Raw genomic sequence first — 25,773 nt, forward strand, 5'->3', positions numbered from 1 at the left:
ATGGACGGGCAGCTTCAGGACGGACAATTCCAACGGGAGGAACAACCCGGGGCGGCGTCTACGGGACCGGACCACCAAGGGCACCCGCTGCACGCTGCCGAGCAGATGGCCAAGCAGCTGAAGGGTGCCAACGCCGTGGTGCGGGAACTGCTGCTGGCGCTCTCGGTGGGCTTCGCCTTGCCGGGGCCGCTGCCTGCGGACCTGCAGCAAAAGTTCGGCAGCGGCGGGGCGGAGGACCTCGATGTCCTGGTGGACCGGGCCGAGGCCGCGGGACTGCTTGGGCCGGACGGCACCGTGGTGGGGACGGCGCAACACGCACTGCTGGCTGCCACACCTATTGCCAAGGTGCACGCGCTCCAGCGTGAGCTCGTGGGCGTCTACACGGCCGCCGGACAGCGGTTGGGTAATCTTGCCCGCGAGCTTGCCCGCGGCGGGCTCACCGACCCCCGGGTGGCTGCTGAACTGGAGCTGGCCGCGGACAGTGCGTTGGAGCATAACCCACGGCTCGCGTCGCAGCTTTACGAGGAGGCCCTCCTGGCGGGCGCCGATCCGGTATCGACGGCAGCCCGCCGCGCGCAGGCGGCGGCCGGTGATGGTGAGCTTGATGCGGCTGCGCGCATCATTGACACCCTCCTGGTCAGCGCCGACCCGCGGGATGTGCGCCGGGGTGCGGATGTGGCCGCCTCCGTTTGGGCGCAAAGGGGCATGCTGGCCCGCGGGGCCGATGTTTACAACTGGTTGGGCCCCGAGCGTGTGGGCGTATCAGCGCCCCTCGCCGCCGTTGTCCTGATAGGAGTCGGAGACCGGTCTGGGGCGGAGGCGTTCTTCCAGCCCGCCGCGCCGGCAGCTTCCCCCACCCTGCTTGCCGCCACGCTGGTCCAGACGGGGCAGGGGGTCTTCGCATCCTTGGGGGAGAAACCACAACAGGGCATCTCCGTGCTGATCCATGCCTCGGACATGCTGAACTCGGCAGGCATATCGCTTCCGCTGCCGGAAACGCCGGCTGCGCTGGCAGCCCTGCTGGCCCTGCACACCGGTGAGCCGCACCTGGCGGAAACCGTCTGCCGGGCAGCGGCCGCTGCCGGGCAGGGAGGCAATGCCGCACAACCCAGGCTCCTGCTGCTGCAGGCCTGGGCGGACATGATGCAGGACAAACTCGAGGATGCCCGGCTTGCCGCCACGGAAGCCGCCAAGGCCAACCATTGGCCGCTGGTCCCGCGCGACGAGTTCATGTGCGCTGCACTTGAGGTGGGGCTAGCCCGGCGGAACGGTGACGTGCCGGAGCTCCTCAGGGCGTGGGAACGGGCCCGCGAGGCCATGCTCCATACCTCGGTGGACCTCTACAACCTCCTGCCGTGGGGGGAAATGCTGATTGCTGCTGCCCGCCTGCGCGAAACGCGGCGCGTGGCGCACTACCTGGAAGAAGCCTGGAAGCTGCTGGGGCGCCTGGACGAACCCGCGCTGTGGGCCGTTCCCCTGCACTGGGCCGGCGTCCAGGCCGCACTGCTGAATGAAAGCCCCGCCGATCTTGCTCCGCATGCCACTGCACTGGCCCGGGCCTCCGTCCACAGCCAGCTTGCCGCAGTCTTGGCCACCGCGGGAAAGGCCTGGGTTTCGGTGCTCGCCGGCCGCTTCCGTACTGCCGACGTGGAGGGCGCGGCCCGGCTGCTGGGCGCTGTAGGAATGCCCTGGGAGGGTGCAAGGCTGGCCGGCCACGCTGCCGCACGTGCTGACGAGCGGCGGGACATGATGCGCCTGCTGTCCTGCGCCCGGGACCTCCACCCGCAGGGCAACCCGGCCGGTGCCGCGTCAGGGGCCGCCATCCAGGCAGGAACCCCCGCTGACAACGGCGGCAGGGCGCACCAGCCGGACGGCTCCGGACTGAGTGAGCGGGAAAAGGAAGTTGCCAGGCTGGTGCTTGAGGGCAAAACCTACCGGGAAATCGGTGAGGCCATCTACATCTCGCCCAGGACGGCAGAACACCACATTGCCCGGATACGCCGCCGCCTGGGCGCCGAAAACCGGTCTGACCTGCTGGCCCGTTTACGGGTGGCCTTGGGCGTTGAGAATTCCCAGCACATGAACCCGCAACAGGAGTAGTCCCTAATGCCCCTAGCCGCGGACCCGGGAGCACCCCGGTACGGCTTCCACCGGTAGGGGGAATGCGCCCGATGCCCAGTCTCCGGCAGCGAACCTAGTTTTGAAGCAGCCAGACACGTTCCGCCGGATGATCCGCAACTCGACGAAGATGTGAGGACCACTCATATGCCAACACTCGCAAACGACCTTGTTCAATTCCTGATGCACCTCTTTGGCAGCCGCAAGGCAATCCAGGCGTTCCTGGACAACCCGGAGAAGACGCTGGCCGAACACGGCCTGGGCAACGTGTGCTTGGCCGACGTTGACGCTGCAATGCCTGTTGTCCTCGACTACGCTCCCATCACCGTCAACGCCTCGTCGTTCGAACGCGAATACAACACAGGCGGCAGCAGCGCATGGGCGGGCGCAGGTGCGTCGGCTGGCTCTGTGTCAGCGGGTTCTGTGGGGGGCGCAACAGCCATCCACGCCGGAAGCCAAGGAATGGTACATGGCATCCCGAACTACGACCAGGACGACCACGCCCACGCAGTACAGCAACTGCACAACGTGATAAACCACTTCTCCTACACCACCAGCACCACCACGGTTGACGACCGGGACACCATGACCGACCAGTCCGTCAACCAGAACATCTGGGCGCACGGAGACGTGGAGCAGTGGTTCGACAACGACGCCGTGGTGGCCACCGGGGACCGGGCCGTCGCCGCCGGCGATGACGCCGATCTCAGGGACTCGAACAACATCAGGGATTCCTACAACACCGATAACTCCACGGATAACTCCACGGACAACTCCATCCACGCCGGCGGGGACGTCGGCATCGGCAATGAGGAGACTGACATCTCGGACTCCTTCAACACCGACGTCGGCCTGGATGTTGACGACTCCTTCAACGACAACTCGGACAACTCCGACTACTCGGACCATTCGGACCACTCCGTCAGCACCGATACTGACCTCGATGTCCGCGACTCGTTCAACGACAATTCCGACAACTCCACCCAGGCCTCGGTGGAGGTGGAGGACTCCTTCAACCAGGACAGCTCCAGCACCACGACGCTGGAAGATTCGTTCAACCAGGACAACTCCACCGCCAGCACAGTGGATGTCAACGTGGAGGACTCCTTCCAGGACAATTCGGCCACGAGCATCGTGGAGGACAACGTGGTGGTGGCAGACAACCAGTTCGATTTCACGGAGGACAATTCCAGCCACACCGATATCGACCAGGACAACCACACCACCATCGACGATTCAGTGGTTGACGACTCCACCGTCCTGTAACACGCTGTTTCCGGGAGGCGAACCGCCCGGCAGGAGGCATCCCACCTTCTGCCGGGCTCTTCCCGTATTACCGAAGGCGCACTGGACACATTTTCCGCACTGGAACGAGGGGCACGCTGTGGCAGAAGCAGGACCGGCAAGGGCAGCGGGGCCCATGACGGCCGGCCAGCTGGTGAGGCTTGTTGACGAGGGCCTGCAGCTGGTGGGCGGCGGGGAGCGTGCGGACCTGCGCAGGAGGCTGGAGCAGGCCATGGCACGGCTGCAGGATCCCAGCATCCGGGTGATTGTGGTGGGGGAGTTCAAACAGGGGAAGAGCAAGCTCATCAATGCCCTGGTGAACGCGCCGGTGTGCCCGGTGGATGACGATATTGCCACCTCGGTTCCCACCATCGTCCGCTATGGTGAACCGGCCTCGGCCGCCGTGCTGGTCCCGGCAGCTGAAAAGGCGCCCGGGGAGGCTGCCGCCGACGGCCGGGAAGGAAACGTTGAGCGCCGGCCCGTCGACCTGGCAGAACTGCCGGCCCTCGTCTCGGAGCAGGGCAATCCGGGAAACAGCCTGAAGCTTGCGGCCGCGGAGGTCTGCCTGCCCCGACGGATCCTCACCGGTGGGCTCACCATCATCGATTCCCCTGGGGTGGGCGGCATGGGCTCCACCCACACCCTCACCACCCTTACCGCCCTTCCCACCGCGGATGCCATGCTGCTGGTCTCGGACGCCTCCCAGGAATACACGGAACCGGAACTGCGGTTCCTGCGCCAGGCCATGCGGATTACGCCCAGCGTTGCAGCCGTCCTTTCCAAGACGGACCTCTACCCGGACTGGCGCCGCGTAGGGGAACTGGACAGGACACACCTGGACCAGGTGGCACCGGACATTCCCCTGTTTCCCGTCTCCGCGGACCTCCGCCTTGAGGCCTCCCGGCTCCAGGACAGCGAGCTCAACGCGGAATCGGGCTTTCCCGGCCTGGTGGCCCATCTGCGCAACGATGTGGTGGGCAAGGCGCAGCGCATCCAGCGCCGCTCCGTCAGCCAGGACCTGCTGTCCGTGACGGACAACCTGCGGCTGTCCCTGCAGTCCGAGCTTGAGGCCCTGGAGAACCCTGCGGGTACGCCGCAGATGCTCGCGGACCTTGAGCAGGCGAAAACAGAGGCGGACGACATGCGGAAACGGTCTGCGCGCTGGCAGCTGACCCTCAGCGACGGCATCAACGACCTCATTGCCGACATGGAATACGACCTCCGGGACCGCCTGCGCCGGATCCAACGGGAAGCCGAGTCGGCCATCGACCAGGGCGATCCCGGGCCGGTCTGGACGGAATTTTCCCAGTGGCTCGAAGATTGCGCCGCCGCGGCGGTGTCGGACACCTTTGTCTGGACCAGCGAGCGGTCGCAGTGGCTGGCGGCGCAGGTGGCGGAACATTTCGCTGCCGACGAAGTATCGCTGCCCGTCCTGCACGTTGCCGATTCAGGGGACGCGCTGGATCCGGTCGACCAGATGGCGGAACTGGACCCGGGCCGGGTCAACCCAATCCAGAAAGTCCTGATCGGCATGCGCGGCTCCTATGGCGGCGTTCTGATGTTTGGCCTCCTCACAGGTATTTTCGGGATGGCCCTGATAAATCCCCTGTCGGTGGGCGCCGGACTGCTGCTGGGGCGCAAGGCCTACCGGGAGGACAAGGAAACGCGGCTCAAGCGGCGCCAGGGCGAGGCCAAGGCGCTGGTGAGGCGCCAGCTCGACGACGTGACGTTCCAGGTGGGAAAGCAGCTCAAGGACAGGCTGCGCCTGGTCCAGCGGACCATCCGGGACCACTTCACCGACATCGCGGACGAGTACCACAGGTCATTGTCGGATTCGGTGGCCGCGGCCCAGAAGGCCGCCAAATCGTATGCCGAGGAGAGGGAAGGGCGGATCCGGGAGATCAGGGCCGAACTCAAAAAAGTGGATGCGCTGCACCGGGCCGCGGAAGCCGTGGCCGCGGAGGTCATGGCCGCCGGGACCCGTGCCGGGGCGGGCGTTGGATGACGCCGTCCACCACGGCCGGGGCAGCCGGACTGATCCGGGAAGCGCTGGAGGTCTACGGCGACGACACCCAGGCTGCCGAAGCGCTGCGCGGCTACGCGCGGCGGCTTGCCGAGCCATTGCGGATTGCCATTGCCGGCATGGTGAAGGCAGGAAAGTCTACGCTCCTCAACGCCATCATTGGTGAGGAGATCGCGCCGACGGACACCGGCGAATGCACGCGGATCGTCACCTGGTACCGGCACGGCCACACTCCCCGCATCACGCTCCACCCCGTCACTGGGGAGCCCCGGAACCTGCCGTTGAAACGCGTGGACGGGCGCCTGGTCTTCGCCCTCGACGGCGTCGAGGCGGAGGAAGTGGAACGGCTCGACGTCGAATGGCCTGCGCCGGCCCTGCAGGCCATGACGCTGATCGACACCCCCGGCATCGCTTCCGTGTCCCAGGACGTGTCCGCACGGTCCATACGTTTCCTGACTCCGGAGGATTCGGCGTCGGAAGCTGATGCCGTCATCTACCTGATGCGCCACATGCACGCGTCCGATCTGAGGTTCCTGGAATCCTTCCGCGACACCGCGGCGGGCCGCTCGGGTACGGTCAACGCCATCGCGGTGCTGTCCCGTGCCGACGAGGTGGGAGCCGGACGGATCGACTCCCTGTTGTCCGCCGGCAGCATCGCGGAAAGGTACAGCCGGGACCCCAACCTCCGGAAGCTGGCACTGGGCGTTGTCCCGGTGGCCGGACTCCTGGCCCAAAGTGCCCGCACCCTGCGCCAGCCGGACTTTGAGGCCCTCCAGTTGCTGGCCACCCTGGACCGGGCCGCGCGCGAACGGATGTTGCTGTCCGCCGACAGGTTCCGCCGGTCCGGGGAACCCGTGGCACTGACGGAAGAGGCACGGTCCTCACTGCTGGAGCGCTATGGGCTTTTCGGTATCCGGCTGGCCGTGGTCCTTATCCGCAATGGCTACCCCGAGCCAACGCCCCTGGCCCATGAGCTGGCCCGGCGCAGCGGCCTGGATCCGCTGTTGGAGGTGCTGGACCGGCAGTTCCAGGCGCGGGCGGAAGCGTTGAAGGCCAGGACCGTGCTGGTGGCGGTGGGGAACCTCCTGGACAGCCGCCCCCGCGAGGGAACGCAAGAGTTGGCGGCGTCCCTGGAGCGCGTCCAGGCCAACGCGCATGAGTTCCGCGAACTCCGGCTGCTGGCGGCCCTGCGCACTGCCGGAGTGGACCTGGCTCCCGAACTGGCGGCGGAAGCTGAACGGCTCATTGGCGGCCGCGGCGCGGCGGCATCCCTGCGGCTCGGCATGGCGCCTGACTCCGGTCCGGACGTGCTGGCCGCTGAGGCGCGGCGCTGCCTGGCGCGGTGGCGCAGGGTCGCTGAAAGCCCGCTGACGGCCAGGTCCGCTGTTGAAACGTGCCGGGTGGTGATCCGCAGTTGCGAGGGTGTCCTTGCGGATTTCGCAGCCAGGGACGCCCAGGCGCAGTCAGCGTAGGGCTCAGGCCTGCGTGGCCTCCCGCTTCAGCCAGGAGCCGGCGGACGGCAGGAACAGAAGCACCAGCCCGGCGAACGCCAGGAGCAGGCCGGCACCCCACAGCATCACCACGTAGCTGCCGTCGGCGCCGTTTGGGACCAGGAAGGCGGATGCCAGGAGCAGGACGGGAAGGTGGGCGGCCAGCAGCAGGACCAGGACCCAGCGGGCCCAGTTTTTGCGGCCCAGCGCCGCGGCCAGGACAGCAGCTTCAAGCACGGTCACCAGCAACAGGGCGCCGATGCTCCCCCAGAAGACGATCTCCGCCGCGGTCCCTACCGACCCGGCGTCGCTGCCCGCAGCCATGTCCGCCACTACGCCACGGAGCCGCTGCAGGTTGGAATCCCGGGCCACGAAGGATCCCAGCAGGACGGCCAGGCCCGCCACGAAGCTCAAGATCCAGAGCGTGCGGGCCGTCCGGACAACCTGGGGTACCGGGGGAGTGACGGGGATGGGCGGCGGCGCGGAGTAGGACAGGCCGGGCCTCGGTGGGGGAGCCGGCACGCGCCGCTCTTCTCCGCCGGGTTGGAACGCCATAAGCGTTATTTCAGTCCGTCGGTATCGTGTTCATCGGTGCCGCGCTGGCCTTTGCCGCCGTCCTCCTTGGCTTTTGCGTCCAGCTCGTCCCGGAGTTTCTTGAGGCGCTCCGTTTCGGCCTGCTTGCGGCGCCGTGCCTCAAGGTTGCGGAGGAAGTCCGGGTCATCGTCCGGAGCCACGGGATGCGGGTAGCTGGGCCGGGGCTGCTCAGTACCGCGCGGCCTGCCAATCAGCAGCCACAGGATGGCTCCCAGGACGGGCAGGACAATCTGGACGATGATCCAGGCCGGTTTGGAAATCCCGCGGGTCAGTCGGCCCTCAGTGCGAATCACGTCCACCAGGCCATACACGAAGATGACGAGGACTGCGACGGCCAAAGCCACACGGAAGAGCATGCCATTAAGTCTATCGTCAGGACGCGCAGGGGCCGCTGGCGGAGGCGGCTAAACTTGAATAGTGGCCTTTTTGAAATATTCCCTGATCCGGCTGGCAATCTTCGTGCCCCTGTTTGCCCTGTTCGCGCTTCTGCAGGTGGGGGTGCTGATGTCCGTGATCTGCGCCGCGCTCATTGCCTTTGCCATCAGCTACCTGTTCTTCCAGAAGCAGCGCGACGCTGCCGCCGCGGCCCTGCAGCACCGCTTCTCCGGGAAGGCCAAGCCGCTGCGCTCCGCCGGCGAAGTCCAGGACGCCAACGCCGAGGACGCCCTGCTGGACGCCAACCCGGACATCACCATCAACAACGCCAAGGGCAGCAACAACAACAAGCGCTAGAACCCGTGGCTGAGGATCAGCCCCAGTGAGAACAGCACGCTGTAGCCAAGGTTGATCAGGCCGGTCTGCTTCAGGACCGGGATCAGGCTTTTGCGCTTGCGCCCGTTGATCATCAGCCAGGCCGGCATCAGGCAGGCCGGAATGAGCAGCAGCACGATCAGGATCCACGGCCGGCCCGGTGCCAGGATCACCACCAGCAGGATGGCGACGGCGAGCATCAGCACGTAGCTTTCCCGCGCATGCTTGTCGCCCAGCCGCACCGCCAGGGTCTTCTTGCCGGCCTGCATGTCGGTGGGGATGTCCCGGACGTTGTTGGCCATGAGCAGCGCCGTGGCGATCAGGCCGGTGCCGATCGCTCCGATGACCGCGGACAGGCTGATGTGGCCCGCCTGCGTGTAGGTGGTGCCCAGGGTGGCCACCAGGCCGAAGAAGACGAAGACGAACAGGTCGCCCAGGCCCATGTAGCCGTAGGGGTTCTTGCCGCCGGTGTAGCCCCAGGCGGCCATCACACAGCCGAGCCCCACCAGGATCAGCCACCAGGCCTGGGTGAGGACCACCAGGACCAGGCCGAACACCATGGCCAGGGCGAACGTTCCCAGCGCCGCCCACTTGACGTGTTCAGGCTTGGCGGCGCCCGAGCCCACCAGCCGCAGCGGACCCACGCGGTCGTCGTCGGTCCCGCGGATGCCGTCCGAGTAGTCGTTGGCATAGTTCACGCCCACTTGGAGCAGGAGCGCCACCAGAGCCGCAAGGATGGCGTTGGGCAGGAGGAACGAGTCCATTTCGTAGGCGGCGGCGGTGCCGATCAGCACTGGCGCGATCGCTGCCGGCAGCGTCCGGAGTCGGGCGCCTTGGATCCATTGGGCGGCTGTTGCCACGGTTAGTACCTCGTGTTGTTTCGGTAAGACGGCAGGATGGAACGTGCGCACCCGCCGCGGTGGTGCAGGTCCAACTCTACTTTCCCCCGTGCAGGGCGCTGAGTTCGGCGGTCATGGCGAGCCGGTCCGGTTTGCCGTTGGGCAGCATCCGCAGGGCCGGTGCGGTGAGGACGGTCTTGGGCGCCAGGACGCCCAGTTGCTGCTGCCACAGTTGTTGGAGCACGACGGCGGCGTCCCCGGCTTCCTGCCCGGACGCGCCTTCGGGGGTGAGCGCCACGTAGGCGGCCACGGCCTGCCCCCACTCCGCGGACGGCACACCGGCCACGAAAGCCGCGGCGACGGCGTCGGATTGTTCCAGCTGCTCCTGGACGTGACCGGCGGAGACCTTCACGCCGCCGGTGATGATGACGTCGTCGGCCCGGCCCAGCACGGTGAGCCGGCCGTCGTCGTCAATGGAGCCCAGGTCGCTGGTGCGGTACCAGCGCACGCCGGCCTCCTCGAAGAACGTCCCGGTTTCCTCGTCCGGCGCCTCGATGTAGCCTGCGGCCACCGTGTCCCCGCCCAGCAGGATCCGGCCGTCCTCCGCCACGCGGACCGAGACGCCTTCAAGGGGGTAGCCGTCGTAGACGCAGCCGCCGGAGGTCTCTGCGGAACCGTAGGTGGTGATGACCCTGGCCCCGGCGTCCCGGGCGGCTGCCAGCAGGGCCGGCGGGGCCGGGGCGCCGCCCAGCAGGATGGCATTGAAGCGGCGCAGCACGGCGAGCGTGTCCGGTGACGGGTGGTCCAGGAGCCGCTGCAGCTGGGTGGGAACAAGGGAGGTGAACCGGATTTTGTCCGTCAGTTCCAGCGCGGCGGCCGTGAACGCCTCCGGGGTGAAGCCGCCGGACATGTCCATGACCCAGGGCCGGGTGCCGGCGAACAGGGAGCGCACCAGCACCTGGATGCCGGCCACGAACTGAACGGGCAGCGCCAGCAGCCACTGGCCCTCGCCCTTGAGCCGCAGGGCGGTGGCCATGGAGGAGGCCGCCAGGGATTCCACGGTCAGCACTGTTGCCTTGGGTGTGCCGGTGGAACCTGACGTGCGGACCACGGCTACGGCGTCGTCGCAGCCCGGCGTCTCCACGTGGCCCACGACCAGGCTGCCGTCCGGGCCCAGGGACAGTTCGACGGCGGGGCCCTCACCATGGAGGGCGGCCGCGAGGGCTTTCAGGGCGGGTTCGATATTCAGCGGCCCGGTGGGGACGGGCGCCGGTGTTGCTTCGCTGTTCATTGCCGTCCTGCCTTAGAAGTAGTGCGGGAAGCGTGACCAGTCGGGGTCGCGTTTTTGCAGGAAGGCCTCCTTGCCCTCCACGGCTTCATCCGTCATGTACGCCAGGCGGGTGGCTTCGCCGGCGAACACCTGCTGGCCGGCCAGGCCGTCGTCCGCGAGGTTGAAGGCGAACTTCAGCATGCGGATGGCCTGCGGGGACTGGCGGGCGATGTCCGCGGCGTACTCCAGCGCCACTTCCTCGAGCCGCGCGTGGTCCACGGCCTCATTCACTGCACCCATGCGAACCATGTCCTCTGCGGAATATTCGCGGGCCAGGAAGAAGATCTCCCGGGCTGTCTTTTGCCCCACCTGGCGGGCCAGCAGCGCGGAGCCGTAGCCGGCGTCGAAACTTCCCACGGTGGCGTCTGTCTGCTTGAACTTGCCGTGCTGCCGGGAGGCGATGGTGAGGTCGCTGACCACGTGCAGTGAATGTCCGCCGCCGGCGGCCCAGCCGTTGACCACCGCGATGACCACCTTGGGCATGGTGCGCATGAGCCGCTGGACTTCCAGGATGTGGAGCCGGCCGGCGCGGGCGGGGTCGATGGTTTCCTGCGTCTCGCCGTCGGCGTACCGGTAGCCGTCCCGGCCCCGGATCCGCTGGTCGCCGCCGGAGCAGAAGGAGTGGCCGCCGTCCTTGGGGGAGGGGCCGTTGCCGGTGAGGAGCACGGTGGCCACGTCGGGGGTCATCCGGGCGTGGTCCATGGCGCGGTAGAGCTCGTCCACGGTACCCGGCCGGAACGCGTTGCGGACCTCGGGCCGGTTGAATGCGATGCGGACCGTGGGCAGGTCACGCACCCAGCCGCCGTCGGAATCCCGCTCCACCTGCCGGTGGTAGGTCATGTCCTGGAAGTCCTCGAAGCCGGAGACCACCCGCCAGCGCGTGGGATCGAAGACGTCGGACACCGGGGCGGGGATCTGGTTGCTCACTGTCCAAGTCTAGTAATCGGCATCAGCTGATGCAGAACTCGTTGCCCTCGGGGTCCGCCATGGTGTGCCAGGAATGGGGCCCCTGCCGCGCCGACCACAGGAAGGACGCGCCGCGGGCCTCAAGCTCGCGCCGCACTTCGTCCTTGTCCCGGCCGTCCAGCCTGACGTCCCAGTGCACCCGGTTCTTCACCGTCTTTCCCTCCGGGACCGACTGGAACAGCATGCGCCGCGCAGGCGCCTTGGCCTCGATCTCCTCCGGCGGCCGGATGGCAGCGCCGTCCTTCCACACCAGGTTCCCGCGGTGCGTCATGGTCTGGTCCTCCGTGGCGAAGCCCTGGTCGACCATGGAGCGGATGAACCCGGCGTCCTGCGGTTCCACGGCCCACTGCAGGGTTTCCGCCCACCAGTCGGCGAGCTCGTGCGGCCTGGCGGAATCAATGACTATCTGGATATTCAGTCCCATCCGTCCACCGTACGGCCGCATGCAGCGGTGCGGAAGAACCGGGCTGAAGGTGCGCGAAAGATCTATAACGTTGAAAAGTATTCTTGACTTTATGTCATGACATAGGTCACAGTTTCACCGGAAAGGGTTTTCCCTCACGACCGCGAGAGACAGGACAGAGCATTGTCAGAGACGACAAGAATCTCCAGCATTACCCGCCGCCAGCTTGGCCTGACGGCCTTCGGACTGTCGGCCCTGGCTGCCGGCCTCACAGCGTGTAGCGGAGGAGGGGCAGGCAACTCCCCGGATGGGGGCTCCAAGACCCTGCAGCTTATCCTCTCCGGCGACACCAACCAGGGTGGAGCCTTCGCCGCTGCGGCCAAGAAGTACAAGGAAGCCACCGGGATCACTATCGAGGTTGTCGATGTCCCTACTGCGGACATCACCACCAAGCTGAAGAATGCCGCCACAGCCAATGACCTCCCGGCGTTGGCCCGCGTCACCGGACTGGACCCGCTCTGGGCGAACCAGCTCCAGGACCTCTCGGACATTGCCAAGTCCCACGGGATCGACGAAAAGTACCTTCAGGAATCCCCGGACGGCATCATCCCCGCAATCCCCTCCGACCTCACCGCGGTGGGCCTGTTCGTAAACAAGAGCCTGTTCGACAAGGCCGGCGTTAAGTACCCGGCCGACATCGGGAACACCTGGACCTGGGACGAGTTCATCGCAGCCGTGAACCAGGTCCGCGAGAAAGCCGGCGCGAAGTACGGCGTGGTAATGGACCGCTCCGGCCACCGCCTGCGCGCCATGATGTACGAATTCGGCAGCACTGCCTTCGCCAAGGAAAACGGCAAGTACACCGGCGACAGCAAAGCCGTGGAAACGCTGGACTACTTCAAGAAGATCAACGACGACCAGACCATGCCCAAGTCCGTCTGGCTCAGCGGCGAGGACGGCAACGCCATGTTCAAGAGCGGCCAGGTGGCCGCCTACTATTCCGGCAGCTGGCAGGTGGCGGACTTCAACAAGAACATCAAGGATTTCGAGTGGCTGTCCGTGCCGCTGCCCAAGAAGGAAGCCAATGCCACCAACCTCGGCGGCGGCTTCATGGTGGCCTTCAAGGACACCGGCGCAGATGAGGAAGCCAGGAAGTTCATCGACTGGTTCTACAACGACCAGAACTACACCGAGTTTGCCAAGACGGGCGGCTACCTGCCGGTGAAGGACCTGAAGGTGGAGTACCCGTTCCAGCAGGCATCATTCGAGCTGTACCAGAAGCAAATCGCCGGCAACCAGGCCAAGGGGGACAACGCCATCAAGCGCGTTGTCATCGAGGCCTACGCCGAAACGCCATTCTCCGGCGACCCCCTTCGAGAGGAGACCGTCAAGATGCTCTCCGGCAGCCAGGACGCCAAGACCACGGTGGACAACATCGTGAAGCTCTACAACGGCGCCTGATCCCGTGGCACAACAAACCATCAGCGCGGTGACGGAGCCCCAAGCACCAGCGCCGCCGCCCCGCAGCAAATCCGCCCAAAAGCGCCGGAACCGCTACGTCATCGCGCCGCTGGTCCTGGTCGGCGTCAATGTGGTCCTCTTCCTGGTCTTCTTCGTGTGGCCGGGGGCCCTGGGCCTGCTGTACTCCTTCACCGACTATCGCGGCATTGGCAAGCTGCACTTCATCGGCCTGGCCAACTTCCAGAAGCTCTTTGCCGACGCCGGCTTTTACAGTGCGCTTGGCCGGACCTTCGTGTACACGGTCCTGTCGGTTCCGCTGGTTTACGTCTGTTCCCTGGGGGTGGCCGCGCTGCTGGTCAGCAAGGCGGTCCGCGGCCGCACGGCAGCCAAGATGGTGATCTTCCTGCCGTGGCTGATTTCGCCGATAGTGGTCGGCGTCATCTGGAAGTGGCTGTTCGGCCAGGACTTCGGGTTCGTCAACTTCGTGATTTCCACCCTGGGCGGCAACCCCCTGCCCTGGTCCAGCGACGGCAACCTCGCCCTGGCCGTTGTCATCTTCGCCTCCGCCTGGGGCGGCACGGCCTTCAACATGCTGCTGTTCATAGCGGCGCTGAAGAACATCCCGGAGTCCCTGCTGGAGGCAGCGGAACTGGATGGGGCCAGCGCATGGCAACGCTTCCGGCACGTCACGCTCCCGGGAATCGCGCCGACGTCGTTCATGGTCATCCTGCTCTCCACCATCCACGCGATGAAGGAATTCGCCATGATCCAGGCGTTGACCGGCGGCGGCCCGGGGACGCAGAACACCCTGATCGTGCAATACATCTACAAAACCGGCTTCGAGCAGTCAAAGGTGGGCTACGCCAGCGCGGCCTCCATGGTGCTGATGGTTGTCCTGCTGGCCATCGCCCTCATCCAGCTGCGGTTCAACCGGAAGAAGGGCTGACCCATGGCTGCTGCTGCCAACCTGCCTCCCGCCGTGGCGGAGGAACCCGCACTGGGCGCGGAGCGTTCCTCCCAAGCGCCCGGCAGGCGCAAGACCCGCCACCGGCCGGGCAACACGGAACTCCGTGCCAAGGCATCCATCCCGCTGACCGTGCTGACGTGGCTGATCGCCGCCCTGTACGCACTGCCCCTTCTGTGGTTCCTCCTCAGCTCGTTCAAGCCCGGAAGCGAGCTGTTCAGCTACCCGCTGTCCATGATCCCCCGCGAATGGACGTTCCAGGGCTTTGTGGATGCGTGGGAACGGGTGGACTTCGCCCAGTACTTCCTGAACACGGCCACGGTGTCCATCGTGACCACGGTGCTGACGGTCTTCTTCAGTGCCTGCACGGGATATGCGCTCGCCAAGTACAACAACAAGGGAACCAGGTTGTTCTTCGTCTGCATCCTGGCCACCACCATGCTGCCCACTGAGGTCATCCTGAACCCCACTTTTTCCGTGATCCGTGACCTGGGGCTGTACAACTCGCTGGCGGGTATCATCGTGCCGTCCGTGTTGACGGCAACCGGGGTGTTCATGTTCCGGCAGTTCTTCCTCACGGTTCCGGACGACCTGCTGCACTCCGCCAGGATCGACGGCGCGGGCGAGCTGGCCATTTTCTTCAGGATCATGCTCCCGCTCTCCAAGCCGATCCTCTTCACGCTGGCCATCTTCTCCTTCCAGTGGCGCTGGAACGACTACATCTGGCCGCTGATCGTGCTGAACGATCCCAAGTGGTACACCCTGCAGGTGGCGCTGCGAAGCATCGTGGGTGCGGAAAACATCGACTGGCCGGTCCTCCTTGGGGCCTCCGTCATTTCCCTCCTGCCGCTGGTGCTGGTGTTCTTCATCTTCCAGAAGTACGTGTTGAACGCGGACGTCAGCGCCGGCCTGAAGGACTAGGACGGTCCCGCCGCGGCGGAACCGGTGAAAGGCAGCAAATTGCAGACAACAACTATGGACACGGCATTCCTGGAGCAGGTGTCGCGGGCAGCGGACCGGCACGTGGCGGACTTCCTGGCAACGCACGACGACGACGACGTCCAGGCCTTGGCGCACCGGCCCGCCATGGCCAGGCTGCTGGACCTGGTCACGGTCTTCACCGAAACAGGCTCCAGCTTCCACCTGGCGGACCGTCCCGGCGCGGCGATGGGCCCTTGCCTGGACCGGCTGGAGGCCCTGCAGGGACCCACCGGCCTGTTCGACGGCACCAACCTGTGCTCGCCGCCGGACTCAGCCTTCACGCTGAACGACGTCTGCCTGGCGCTGCGGCTCATCCGCCGCCTGGCCGCTCCGGGCCCCCTGCTGGAAGAGGTGGACGCCCGGCTCTCGGCGATCGTGGCACGATCCGTTGATGCCATGGTGGCCGGAGGCGTCCACACTCCAAACCACCGCTGGGAGCTTTGCGCGGCCCTCGCCCAGGTCAACCTTCTCCAGCCGCGGGCGGACATTCCGCCGCGGATAGCACAGTGGCTGGCCGAAGGCATTGACCAACTGCCGGACGGAATGTACTCGGAACGGAGCCCGCTGTACGCCACGGCGGTCACCAACCCTTCCCTGCTGACCATCGCCGACTGCGCAGACCGCCCGGAGCTTGTGGACCACGTCCGGCGCAACCTCACTGCCTTCCTGCCCTGGTTCAACGGTGACGGCACAGTGGAATCAGTGTTTTCACGGCGGCAGGACCAGTGGATGGCGTTTGGTGCCGCCCCGTTCCTCCACCTCTACCGGCGCTTGGCGGCACAGGACGGGCGGCCTGATTTTGCCGCCGCAGCCGCCTGGCTGGCACGGTTTCCTTTGCACGAACCCGCCAAGCTGCTGGCCATTGCCAGGCTGGATCCCCGGCTGGCAGGGACGGGTCCGGCTGCACCGCCGCCGGCCGCCGGCGTCCTGTCACTGCCGCGCGCCCTTGCCCCGGAGGAGGCAGCACTGGAGAGCTGCGGGGTGTACCGGTTCCGTTCCGGCGCTTCGGTGGCCACTGTGTTCGGCGGCTGCGACCCCCTGGTTCCGGGTGTGGGCTCGGGTTTGGCCACCAACCCCTCCTTCCTCCGTTTCGGACATGGCGCAGCGCTGCTCTCCGACGTGCGCCTGTCCAGGAGCTTCTTCGACCTGGGTCCGTTCCGCAGCCAACGCGCTCTTCGGCAGGACCGGTCGATGGTGCTCTCGGAAGAGGTGCAGGCGAACTTCTACCAGCCGCTGCCGCCGGAGAGAGTGCGGGCAGACGGGGTTTACGCACTGGAACATGAAGGCAGGTTCAGCGCCGCCATGGAGTTCAGCGCGCGTCCCCGGGACATCCACAGGCTGGCCACGGAGATCGTCGTGCAGTGCGACGGCGGGCACGTTGGCCTGGACATCGGCTTTGCAGGCACCCAAACGGCTTTTGCTCTTGAACTCACGTTCCGGCCGGGCGGAGTGCTGGACGGCGTCGAACGGGTGGGGGATGCCGGAACATTCCGGCTGGTGGCAGGCACTGGCTCTTATCGGGTGGGCAACGAGGTCATTGAGTTTGGCCCGGGACTGCCGATGGATCCGGATGACCCTGCCGGATACAACCCCGGTGAAAGCTACCGCTACCTCGGCGGCACCAATGCCGCCGGCGGCGTTAAGGTCTACATCACCGGGCGCACCGCAGGAAGCCACCGGTTCCGGTTCCGGGGGTACACGGTCCCTGGCTGACGCCGGGCCTATGCCTGGATGTTCTGCATCTGCTCGAAGAGTTCCGGCGGGATGGCGTAGACCAGGATTACCGCCAGCAGGTTCTTGGCGGCGTGCACGAAGTAGGAGAACATCACGTTCTTCCCCGTCCACACGTAAACGAACACCAGCGTGGCGCCCATGGCCAGGTAGGGGAGCAATGCGGTGAGGGTGATCGCTTCCTGCCCCACGATGTGGAGCGCTGCGAACAGCAGGACGGACAGGGCACAGCAGATCCAGATGTTGAGGCGCCTGCTGAGCTTGCCGATCAGCAGGTGGCGGAAGATGTATTCCTCCACGAACGGGCCCACCACCACCAGCAGCGGAACCATGAGCCACGCGGGAACCTGCTGCATGAGCGCCTGCAGGCCCGCCTGGTTCGCGGAGGTCTCCACCTGCCCGTTGGCGGCCACCACAATTGCGGTGAGGATCATCATGGCGATTACGGCCGCCGGCACCATCAGCAGCGTGAACCAGGGCCGGGTTGCCAGGACCTTGAGGTCCCGGACCACCACTTTGCGGGCGGCCAGCAGCGCCAGTATTCCCACCGAGGCATAGAACAGCAGGTTCACGGCGTAGGTGGCGGCGGCGGGGGACGGTGCGATCTGCCGGACGAAGGGAACCACCAGATCGCCGGCAACCGCGAAGAACCCTGCGATGGCAACGTAGAGGCACAGCGTGGCCAGGTCCATGGGGGAGAAGCGGTACAGCTGGGGCTGTGGCGCGGGCGGTACGCGGTGGACTGTTGCCATGCTTTCAGCCTATCCCCCAACCAGGCAGCAGCAGGTGCCGGTATCCGGGCTGACGGAACGGTGAGAATCGCGTAAAGCAGTCTTTACCGGGGGACCGGCGGCCGGAAACATCGGCGGCGGAAGATGGGCCCATGCCCGTCTTTCCGCCGGCCGAAAGGATCTGTCCGTGATCACCAAGAACCTTTTCCTGCAAGGCATTTACCACTTCCAGGGCGTGGGAATGGAGAAGCCCGTCCCCCTGCACAGCGAACTCTCGCACTACGTCCCGGACGGGGTGATCAACCAGGCGCTGTACTTCCGCGGCGGCAACTCAAGCAGCGAACTGATCGCCGTGGTGCTCATGCGCAACGGCGTTCCGATGCGGTACTTCCCCATCGGAGCCAGGAACGAGGTCCATGTTCCGCTGCGCGTGGTGGAGGACATCGACGGCGGCTCGGTGATTGAGCTGTACCTGGCGGCGCCCGAGGGAGTCCACGGATCCGTGGTGATCGACCTGGGGATGGTGGAGCACTGATGGGCAGCATGGCGGAGCAGACGCAAACCGGGGCGCAAGCCGCAGCCCGACCCAGGCCCCGGTCCCGCGCAGGGGACAGCCGCCGGCGCCTCGTGGTCATCGGCAACGGCATGGCCGGCGCCCGGGCGGTGGAGGAGATCCTGGCCCGGGGCGGTGCGGAGCAGTTCAGCATCACCATGTTCGGGGACGAGCCGTACGGAAACTACAACCGGATCATGCTCAGCCACGTCCTTTCGGGCGAGGAGAGCGACGCGGACATCTTCCTCAACCCACTATCCTGGTACCAGGACAACGGGATCACGCTGCACGCGGGCGTCCGGGCGGACAGGATCGACCGGTTCGCCAAGCACGTGTTTTCCAGCGACGGTCGGGTGACGCCCTACGACACGCTGATCATCGCCACTGGAAGCCGCTCCCACCTTCCTCCCCTGGACGGCCTCTACACGCCCGGCGGGTCGGTGAAGCAGGGCGTCTTCGGCTTCCGCACCATCGATGACACCCGCAAAATGGCTGCCCACGCACAGCAGGAACATCACCGGCACGCCGTGGTGATCGGCGGGGGCCTGCTGGGGCTGGAGGCCGCTGCCGGGCTGCGCAGCTTCGGGCTGGGCGTGGACGTGGTCCACTCCGGCGGCCACCTGATGAGCGCACAGATGGGGCCCGACGGCGGTGCGGTGCTCCGCCGGAGCGTTGAGGCCCTGGGCATCGGGGTACTGACCGGCTGCCGGACCACGGCCGTCCTTGGCAGGGAGAGGGTGACCGGCGTCAGCCTCCGCGGCCGGCCGGACATTGCGTGCGACATGGTGGTGGTGGCGGCCGGGATCCGTCCCAACGTGGACCTGGCTGTCCTTAGCGGGCTCCCGGTGGAGCGGGCCATTGTGGTGGATGACAGCCTGCGGGTCCAGGACGAGGACGACATCTACGCGGTGGGGGAGTGCGTCCAGCACCGCGGTGAGGTGTACGGGCTGGTGGCCCCGCTGTGGGAGCAGGCGGTGGTGCTGGCCAACCATGTGACGGGGACGGACACGGGCGCCGCGTACCTGGGCTCGCGCACGGCCACCAAACTGAAGGTGGCCGGCGTCGAGGTGGCTTCCATGGGCCTGCACGGGCCGGAACTTGAGACGGACGAACACATCGTCTTTTCCGAGCCCAGCCGCGGGGTCTTCAAGTCCATCGTGGTGCGGGACAACAAGATGGTGGGCGCCACGCTGCTGGGGGACAGCCGCAAGGTGGCCTACCTGACCCAAGCGTTCGACCGCGGGCTTCCGTTGCCCGAGGAACGGCTCGGGCTGATGTTCGATCTTGGCACGCCCGGGGAGGAGGCCGGAGTCGCGGAGCTCGACGGCGAAGCACAGGTCTGCAACTGCAACGGCGTCAGCAAGAAGGACCTGGTGGGCGCGGTGAAGGGCGGCTGCACCTCGGTGTCCGGGGCCATGGACGCCACCCGTGCCGGTAAAGGGTGCGGCTCCTGCAAGCTCCTGGTGCGGCAGGTGGTGGAGTGGGCGGCCGACGGAGCGGTGGAAGAGGATCCCGCTGCCGGCTACTACGTTCCCGGCATCCCCCTGGACAAGCAGGCCCTGATGGCAGAAATCCGGGCACGCGGCCTGCGGTCGGTTTCGGCCGTGTTCCAGGCGCTGGCGCCGGGCGGCGCCGAGGATGCAAAGTCGAAGATGGGGCTCGCCTCGCTGCTCAAGATGATGCTGGGGGACCGGTACATCGACGAACGCGACGCCCGCTTCATCAACGACAGGGTCCACGCCAACATCCAGCGGGACGGCACCTTTTCCGTGGTGCCCCAGATGAAGGGCGGCGTGACGTCGGTCCAGCAGCTGCGGCGGATCGCAGATGTTGCGGAGAAGCACAACGTCCCGCTGATCAAGCTCACCGGGGGGCAGCGCATCGACCTGCTGGGGATCCGCAAGGAGGACCTGCCGCAGGTGTGGGCGGACCTGGACATGCCCTCCGGCTATGCCTACGGCAAGAGCTTCCGCACCGTGAAAACCTGCGTGGGAAAGGACTTTTGCCGTTACGGCACCGGCGACTCCACCAAACTGGGCATCGAGATCGAATCCCGCTTCCAGGGCCTCGAGGCGCCCGCCAAACTCAAGCTCGCAGTCTCCGGGTGTCCCCGGAACTGCGCCGAATCGCTGGTGAAGGATGTGGGCGTGGTGGCAGTGGAGGGCGGCCGCTGGGAGATCTATGTAGGGGGAGCCGCCGGTGCCCACATCCGCAAGGGAGACCTGCTGGCCACCGTGGACGATCCGGAAGAGGTGAAGGTCCTTACCGGCCGTTTCATGCAGTACTACCGCGAACAGGCCAACTGGCTGGAACGGACCTATGCCTTCGTCCCGCGCGTGGGCATCGAGCACCTGCGGGCCGTGATTGTGCAGGACGCAGAGGGGATCGCCGGACGGCTTGACGAGGCGGTGCAGGCCTCCGTGGACAGCTACGTTGATCCGTGGCAGGAACGCGATGACCCGCGAACGCCCGGCCAGTTCAGGACTTCTCTGCCCCTGACCGTCCTCCCTCAGGTGCCGGTCCGATGAGCGGCGCCGGAACAGGTGCCGGCGCCCATGTCCTGGGGCCGGTCGACCAGATTCCCCTGGGCGAGGGAAGGGCCTTCGGAGTCGGGAGCGAACAGGTGGCCGTCTTCCGGCTGCGGGACGGTTCGTTGCGGGCGGTCTCCGGGGTCTGCCCCCACCGCGGCGGCCCTGTTGCGGACGGCACCGTGGACCGGCAGGTGGTGATTTGTCCGCTGCACCAGCACGCGTTCGACCTCACGTCGGGATGCTCCACCACCGGAGCGGAACCCCTGCGGACCTACCGGATTTCCCTGGATCCGGAGCAGAATCTGGTGCTGGAGACGGCTGAGATGTAGTGCGCGTCACGTACCACTCCGGACTGTCTTGTAGGATGGTCAGGTCGCGTGAAGCTTCGGCAGTTCGACGATCCGCCCACACATCTGCAGGTTCAACGGCCCAGAGGCCGAATTTTGTGAGCTTGATCATACGAAGTCCGGATGCGGCCAACCCCCAACCCACAAGGAATCGTTGTGCCTCAAAGTACCCCCACAGATCTCGAGAACCGCACGGCCCCACCCGTCGCCGTCGACTCATCCCTCAGCGCCGAGGGCTACAGCAAGACGCTCGGCCGGCGCCACGTCACCATGATCGCCATGGGCGGCGCCATCGGCGTCGGCCTCTTCATGGGAGCCGGCGGCCGCCTCGCCTCCACCGGCCCGGCCCTGATCTTCTCCTACGCCATCGCCGGCGTCATCGCCTACCTGCTCATGCGGGCCCTGGGCGAACTCATCATGTACCGCCAGACCTCCGGCTCCCTGGTGAGCTACTCCGGTGAGATGTTCGGCCAAAAGGGCGCCTACCTGTCCGGCTGGATGTACTTCATCAACTGGGGCATGACCGGCATCGCCGAGCTCATCGCCATCGGCCTGTACTTCCAGTTCTTCTTCCCCAATGTCCCCGTGGAAGCGTCGGCCATCGCCGCCCTGGCGCTCCTGGTGGCCGTCAACCTGCTGAGCGTCAAAGCGTTCGGCGAGTTCGAATTCTGGGCCTCCTGCCTCAAGGTCGGCGCAATCGTCATCTTCCTGGCCGTGGGCACCTTCATGGTGGTCACCAACGCCAAGGTGGGCGACGGCCACGCGTCCGTGTCGAACCTCTTCGCGGCCGAGGGCGGCATGTTCCCCAAGGGCGCGCTGGTGATGGTCCTGGTCCTCAATGCCGTTATCTTCGCCTACAACGGCATCGAACTGGTGGGCGTCACCGCCGGCGAGATGGAAAAGCCGGAACGCGAAGTGCCCAAGGCGATCCGCGCCGTCGTGCTGCGCATTGTGGTGTTCTACGTAGGGTCCGTCCTGCTTCTGGCCATGCTGCTGCCGTCCGACCAGTACAAGGCCGGCACGTCCCCGTTCGTGACCGTCTTCGGCCAGATGGGCCTGGGCTGGGTGGGCGACGTCATGAACATGATCGTCATCACCGCCGCCCTCTCCTCCTGCAACTCCGGGCTGTACTCCATCGGCCGGGTCTTCCGCACCATGGCCAACAACGGCCACGCCCCGCAGTGGCTCACCAAAATGTCCAAGCGGCACGTCCCGTATGCAGCCATCCTGGCCATCGCCGCGTTCTACCTCGTGGGCATCCTGCTGAACATCTGGCTGGGCGGCTCGCACGCGTTCGACCTGGCGCTCAACAGTGCCTCCATCGGCGTGATCTTCTGCTGGGGCTCCATCTTCGCCAGCCAGATCGTGCTGCGGCGCCGCAAGGGCGTCACTTCCACCCTGCCCATGCCCGGCTCGCCGTGGACCAGCTGGGCGGGCATGCTGGGCCTGCTCGCCATCACCGTGCTGATCGGGTTCGACACCATGACCAGCAAGGACGGCGAGGTGTTCTACCTGGGCCTGTGGACCCTGGCCACCATTCCGTTCTTCGCGCTGGTCCTGTGGCTGGGCTGGCAGAAGGTCAAGAACAACCAGCCCAAGAGCCAGCTCTTCAGCTAGCCCTTCCGGCCCCAGCAGCACGGACGACGGCGGGACTCCCCTTGGCGGGAGACCGCCGTCGTCCGCGTTTGGGCCACGTGGCCTCGCTCCGTCCAGCCAGGCGGCCCGTCAGCCGCGAAGGTACCTGGCGAAGTGGTCCTCAATGCGCTGCCAGGCTTCGGGCGAGGACTCCGGGTCCGGTCCCACGCCCATGACGCGCATCAAGGGCCGGAGGAGGACCGGACCCAGCTCTTCATCATTGAGGAACGCGTGGCCGGCCGCAGGGAATTCCTTGACGCTGTGCTCGATGCCCAGCTGGTCCAGGGCTGACTCCAGCCGTGCTGCGGCTCCCTTCAGTGACTTGTCAGCACCGCCATAGTTGGCCACGATCGGACAGGCTCCGCGCAGCGCTTCCACCAGGTCCTCCTGCTGCTTTCCCGGAAGCCGGCCGTAATTGACGGAGGCGGCATCGAACCCGTCACGGGCCACCAGCAGGGCGAACCCGCCGCCCATGCAGAAGCCGATCACCCCTGTCCTGCCGTTGCCGAGTTCCGATTCCGCAAGCCATTTCCGGGCCGTGGCGATGTCGATGAAGGGCCGGCCCCTGCGGGCCGCCATGGCTCGCATGGTTCCCACCAGGCACCGCCGCCGTCCGCCGTCGCTGAACAGGTCCAGGGCCAGCGTGAGGTAGCCGGCACGGGCCAGACGGTCCGCGTGCCGACGGGTCTGGTCATCCAGGCCGAACACCTCATGGATCATCACGACGGCGGGAAAAGGGCCTTGCCCGTCAGGTACTGCCAGGTAGCCGCGCAGGCCGGGGGAACCGCCCGCGGCGGCGCTTTCGTCGCCCAGCTCAACGATGGTCATCGGCCAAGGCTAACCGCACGCCCTGCGGAAGTCCCGCCTTTCGGGTTCCAGCCCTGATGGGTTGTGGGAAGGATGGCCTGCAGCGCCGGGTCGGGGCAGACTGGGCATGTGAGCGAACCATGGGTGCTGCACGTGGACCTGGACCAATTCATCGCTGCCGTCGAAGTGCTCCGCCGGCCTGAGCTCGCGGGCAAGCCAGTGATCGTGGGCGGCCGAGGTGATCCCACCGAACGGGCAGTCGTGTCTACGGCGTCCTACGAAGCCAGGGCCTATGGCGTCGGCTCCGGCATGCCGCTGCGCATCGCCGCGCGGAAAGTGCCGGACGCGGTCATCCTTCCCGTGGACCACGAGGCGTACCTGGAGGCATCGGAGAAGGTCATGGCAGTGCTGCGCTCGCAGCCCGGGTCAACGGTGCAGGTGCTCGGCTGGGATGAGGCGTTCGTCGGCGTCGAGACGACGGATCCGGAGGCCTGCGCCCGGCAAATCCAGCAGGCCGTCCTGGCGGAAACGCGCCTCCACTGCAGCATCGGGATTGGCGACACCCTGGTCCGTGCCAAGGTTGCCACCGGATTTGGCAAGCCCGCCGGCATCTTCCGGCTGACGGAAGGCAACTGGCTTGACGTCATGGGGGGCCGTCCCACGATTGAGCTGTGGGGCATTGGTGCAAAGGTCTCCCAGCGCCTGGCCAAGCTGGGCATCAAGACTGTCGAGGCGCTCGCAGCCGCGGACCCCGGTGACCTGGTCCCCGAGTTCGGTCCCAAGATGGGTCCCTGGTACGCCCAGCTTGGGCGGGGTGACGGAGCGCGGGTGGTCGACGATACTCCCTGGGTGGCCCGGGGGCACAGCAGGGAGACCACCTTCCAGCGCGACCTGACGGATGCGGCGGAAATTGACGACGCCGTTAGGGAGTTGGCCGCGCGGGTGCTGGAGGATGTTGCTGCCGAGGGGCGGCCGGTGATTGGCCTGACGTTGAAGGTGCGGTACGCCCCGTTCAGCACCACGACCTACGGACGGAAGATCCCCGCGACGTCCGATCCGGGCGAAGTACTGGCCCGGACCTTCGACCTCCTGGCGAAGATCGAGCCGGGCCGGCCCATCCGGTTGCTCGGCCTCCGGGCCGAGATGACCATGCCCGAGGATTCGCGAAAGGGGCACACGCCCACCCGCAGTGGATGGTGAGGGCTGGTGCAGCACGCCGTTCGCTGCGGCCGCACCAGCAAGGAACTAGTCCCGCTTGAACTCGTCCTTCACACTCTCGCCGACCTTCTTGGCATCGGCTTTGACCTGGTCGGCCTGGCCCTCTGCCTTCAGCCGGTCATTGTCGGTCGCGGTTCCTGCAGCTTCCTTGGCCTTGCCGCCAAGGTCCTCTGCCGCGTTACTGATCTTGTCTCCGAGGCCCATGGTTCCGGCCTCCTTTCGTTTCCGTCGATCAACCGTGCTCTCTCACAATATGCAAAGCTTGCTTACTATTTCAAGCCCCTGGCCCTGGGCGTGCTGTTCCTTGTCGGTGCCGGCCGTTAGGCTCGGGCCATGGATAAAGTGCGAGGCAAGGGGGTGGCCAAAGTGGCGCCGCCCCGGCTCTCCCCGGTGGAACTGCAGGGTCTTGAGGACCGCCCGGACCTCGAGTTCCGGCGTGGCGGGAGGCATGAGAACGTCCGGTTCAGCCGTCCCGCCGCCGACGGCCTGGACCTGGGCGGTGCCGTCTTTTCCGAGTGCGTCTTCGAGGCCGCGTCCTTCAACGAGACCCAGCTGCGCGGTGCCTCGTTCCGCGACTGCATCCTGGCCGAACTGTATGCGCCCGTCTTCCGGGGCGCACGGAGCACCTGGCAGGAGGTGGAGTTCCGCAATCCGCGCCTGGGCTCTGCCGAGCTCTATGAAAGCGGCTGGCGGTCCGTCCGGATCGACGGCGGCAAGCTGGACTTCCTCAACCTCCGCGGCGCCAAGCTCACGGATGTGCTGATCACCGGCTGCATCATCAATGAACTTGACCTTGGTGCCGCCGTGGCAACCCGCGTGAAGCTTGTGGACTGCACGGTGGGATCGCTGGACCTGGCTGGAGCCAAGCTGAAGGACTTTGACCTCAGGGGCACGGAATTCCGCAAAATCAGTGGACTCGGCAGCCTGGCCGGCATGGTGATTGACGATTACCAGCTGGGACTCCTCGCGCCACTCCTTGCCGCCCACCTGGGGGTGACAGTCCTGTAACTGGATGCG

At 66.5% G+C, this 25,773-nt stretch carries 24 protein-coding genes; 15 read left to right on the forward strand and 9 right to left on the reverse strand.

All coding sequences use genetic code 11. The annotated features are described in order from the left end of the window. From ASG79_RS16975 to ASG79_RS16990, 4 genes are all read left to right on the forward strand, one after another. On the forward strand, nt 1-2,100 hold the full coding sequence (locus ASG79_RS16975) for a LuxR C-terminal-related transcriptional regulator (RefSeq protein ID WP_056392674.1): 2,100 nt from the start codon (nt 1-3) through the stop codon (nt 2,098-2,100). A gap of 165 nt (nt 2,101-2,265) precedes the next feature. After that, nucleotides 2,266-3,384, forward strand: coding sequence for an IniB N-terminal domain-containing protein (locus ASG79_RS16980; RefSeq protein ID WP_056392675.1), 1,119 nt, complete (start codon nt 2,266-2,268; stop codon nt 3,382-3,384). Between the two features lie 154 nt (nt 3,385-3,538). Beyond that, nucleotides 3,539-5,407: a dynamin family protein gene (locus tag ASG79_RS16985; RefSeq protein ID WP_018768887.1), complete on the forward strand. Its 1,869-nt coding sequence runs from the start codon at nt 3,539-3,541 to the stop codon at nt 5,405-5,407. After that, nucleotides 5,404-6,897 carry a dynamin family protein gene (locus ASG79_RS16990; protein WP_056392677.1) on the forward strand — a complete coding sequence of 498 codons (1,494 nt, stop codon included), beginning with the start codon at nt 5,404-5,406 and terminating at the stop codon, nt 6,895-6,897. Before ASG79_RS16985 ends, ASG79_RS16990 begins: the two co-directional genes overlap by 4 nt. 3 nt (nt 6,898-6,900) lie before the next feature. On the opposite strand, the gene ASG79_RS16995 is transcribed toward ASG79_RS16990, so the two are convergent. Together ASG79_RS16995 and ASG79_RS17000 are read right to left on the reverse strand one after the other, a co-directional pair. Then, nucleotides 6,901-7,470 (reverse strand): hypothetical protein, encoded by a 570-nt coding sequence (locus ASG79_RS16995; protein ID WP_235509832.1) that lies wholly within the window; start codon nt 7,468-7,470, stop codon nt 6,901-6,903. Nucleotides 7,471-7,475: 5 nt separating this feature from the next. After that, on the reverse strand, nt 7,476-7,865 hold the full coding sequence (locus tag ASG79_RS17000) for a PLD nuclease N-terminal domain-containing protein (RefSeq protein WP_018768884.1): 390 nt from the start codon (nt 7,863-7,865) through the stop codon (nt 7,476-7,478). 61 nt (nt 7,866-7,926) lie between these two features. Between ASG79_RS17000 and ASG79_RS17005 the strand changes: the two genes are divergently transcribed. Beyond that, nucleotides 7,927-8,241: a DUF4229 domain-containing protein gene (locus tag ASG79_RS17005; protein ID WP_018768883.1), complete on the forward strand. Its 315-nt coding sequence runs from the start codon at nt 7,927-7,929 to the stop codon at nt 8,239-8,241. Here the strand turns inward: ASG79_RS17005 and ASG79_RS17010 are convergent. The 4 genes from ASG79_RS17010 to ASG79_RS17025 form a co-directional block, all read right to left on the reverse strand. Next, nucleotides 8,238-9,119: a 1,4-dihydroxy-2-naphthoate polyprenyltransferase gene (locus ASG79_RS17010; RefSeq protein ID WP_026265707.1), complete on the reverse strand. Its 882-nt coding sequence runs from the start codon at nt 9,117-9,119 to the stop codon at nt 8,238-8,240. The genes ASG79_RS17005 and ASG79_RS17010 overlap by 4 nt on opposite strands. A gap of 76 nt (nt 9,120-9,195) precedes the next feature. Further along, the gene (locus ASG79_RS17015; RefSeq protein ID WP_186447814.1) at nt 9,196-10,389 is read right to left on the reverse strand and encodes an AMP-binding protein; all 1,194 of its coding nucleotides are present in this window, start codon (nt 10,387-10,389) and stop codon (nt 9,196-9,198) included. A 12-nt stretch (nt 10,390-10,401) separates the two neighbouring features. Beyond that, nucleotides 10,402-11,355 (reverse strand): 1,4-dihydroxy-2-naphthoyl-CoA synthase, encoded by a 954-nt coding sequence (locus tag ASG79_RS17020; RefSeq protein ID WP_018768880.1) that lies wholly within the window; start codon nt 11,353-11,355, stop codon nt 10,402-10,404. A gap of 22 nt (nt 11,356-11,377) precedes the next feature. Beyond that, nucleotides 11,378-11,818: a VOC family protein gene (locus tag ASG79_RS17025; protein WP_056392678.1), complete on the reverse strand. Its 441-nt coding sequence runs from the start codon at nt 11,816-11,818 to the stop codon at nt 11,378-11,380. 162 nt (nt 11,819-11,980) lie between these two features. Between ASG79_RS17025 and ASG79_RS17030 the strand changes: the two genes are divergently transcribed. From ASG79_RS17030 to ASG79_RS17045, 4 genes are read left to right on the forward strand one after another with little or no spacing between them, the layout of a single operon-like run. Further along, a complete protein-coding gene (locus ASG79_RS17030; RefSeq protein WP_056392679.1) occupies nt 11,981-13,258 on the forward strand; it encodes an ABC transporter substrate-binding protein in 1,278 nt (425 codons plus the stop codon). A 28-nt stretch (nt 13,259-13,286) separates the two neighbouring features. Further along, nucleotides 13,287-14,204, forward strand: coding sequence for a carbohydrate ABC transporter permease (locus ASG79_RS17035; protein WP_056393127.1), 918 nt, complete (start codon nt 13,287-13,289; stop codon nt 14,202-14,204). A gap of 3 nt (nt 14,205-14,207) precedes the next feature. After that, entirely contained in the window at nt 14,208-15,143 is a 936-nt protein-coding gene (locus ASG79_RS17040; RefSeq protein ID WP_056392680.1) for a carbohydrate ABC transporter permease, read from the forward strand. Nucleotides 15,144-15,197: 54 nt separating this feature from the next. Then, nucleotides 15,198-16,916, forward strand: coding sequence for a hypothetical protein (locus tag ASG79_RS17045; protein ID WP_235509833.1), 1,719 nt, complete (start codon nt 15,198-15,200; stop codon nt 16,914-16,916). A gap of 8 nt (nt 16,917-16,924) precedes the next feature. Here the strand turns inward: ASG79_RS17045 and ASG79_RS17050 are convergent, their stop codons facing one another. Next, the gene (locus ASG79_RS17050; protein WP_018768878.1) at nt 16,925-17,686 is read right to left on the reverse strand and encodes a CPBP family intramembrane glutamic endopeptidase; all 762 of its coding nucleotides are present in this window, start codon (nt 17,684-17,686) and stop codon (nt 16,925-16,927) included. 166 nt (nt 17,687-17,852) lie between these two features. On the opposite strand from ASG79_RS17050, the gene ASG79_RS17055 reads away from it, so the two are divergent. The 4 genes from ASG79_RS17055 (at nt 17,853) to ASG79_RS17070 (ending at nt 22,713) form a co-directional block, all read left to right on the forward strand. Then, nucleotides 17,853-18,200 carry a hypothetical protein gene (locus tag ASG79_RS17055; RefSeq protein ID WP_018768877.1) on the forward strand — a complete coding sequence of 116 codons (348 nt, stop codon included), beginning with the start codon at nt 17,853-17,855 and terminating at the stop codon, nt 18,198-18,200. Continuing rightward, the gene (gene nirB, locus ASG79_RS17060; RefSeq protein ID WP_082581800.1) at nt 18,200-20,746 is read left to right on the forward strand and encodes a nitrite reductase large subunit NirB; all 2,547 of its coding nucleotides are present in this window, start codon (nt 18,200-18,202) and stop codon (nt 20,744-20,746) included. The genes ASG79_RS17055 and nirB overlap by 1 nt, the downstream gene beginning before the upstream one ends. Continuing rightward, nucleotides 20,743-21,078 carry a Rieske (2Fe-2S) protein gene (locus ASG79_RS17065; RefSeq protein ID WP_018768875.1) on the forward strand — a complete coding sequence of 112 codons (336 nt, stop codon included), beginning with the start codon at nt 20,743-20,745 and terminating at the stop codon, nt 21,076-21,078. The genes nirB and ASG79_RS17065 overlap by 4 nt, the downstream gene beginning before the upstream one ends. 174 nt (nt 21,079-21,252) lie before the next feature. Then, complete coding sequence (locus tag ASG79_RS17070; RefSeq protein ID WP_056392681.1) at nt 21,253-22,713, forward strand: amino acid permease; 1,461 nt, start codon at nt 21,253-21,255, stop codon at nt 22,711-22,713. A gap of 108 nt (nt 22,714-22,821) precedes the next feature. Here ASG79_RS17070 and ASG79_RS17075 read toward each other — a convergent pair whose 3' ends face one another. Continuing rightward, nucleotides 22,822-23,559, reverse strand: a complete 738-nt coding sequence (locus ASG79_RS17075; RefSeq protein WP_056392682.1) for a dienelactone hydrolase family protein — start codon at nt 23,557-23,559, stop codon at nt 22,822-22,824. Between the two features lie 123 nt (nt 23,560-23,682). Between ASG79_RS17075 and ASG79_RS17080 the strand changes: the two genes are divergently transcribed. Next, nucleotides 23,683-24,738, forward strand: a complete 1,056-nt coding sequence (locus tag ASG79_RS17080; protein ID WP_056393136.1) for a DNA polymerase IV — start codon at nt 23,683-23,685, stop codon at nt 24,736-24,738. Between the two features lie 45 nt (nt 24,739-24,783). On the opposite strand, the gene ASG79_RS17085 is transcribed toward ASG79_RS17080, so the two are convergent. Continuing rightward, a complete protein-coding gene (locus ASG79_RS17085) occupies nt 24,784-24,960 on the reverse strand; it encodes a CsbD family protein (protein WP_018768872.1) in 177 nt (58 codons plus the stop codon). Nucleotides 24,961-25,089: 129 nt separating this feature from the next. Between ASG79_RS17085 and ASG79_RS17090 the strand changes: the two genes are divergently transcribed. Next, nucleotides 25,090-25,764 carry a pentapeptide repeat-containing protein gene (locus ASG79_RS17090; RefSeq protein WP_056392683.1) on the forward strand — a complete coding sequence of 225 codons (675 nt, stop codon included), beginning with the start codon at nt 25,090-25,092 and terminating at the stop codon, nt 25,762-25,764. Nucleotides 25,765-25,773 lie beyond the last annotated feature (9 nt).

Source organism: Arthrobacter sp. Soil761 (assembly GCF_001428325.1).
In the GTDB taxonomy this organism is placed as follows: domain Bacteria; phylum Actinomycetota; class Actinomycetes; order Actinomycetales; family Micrococcaceae; genus Arthrobacter.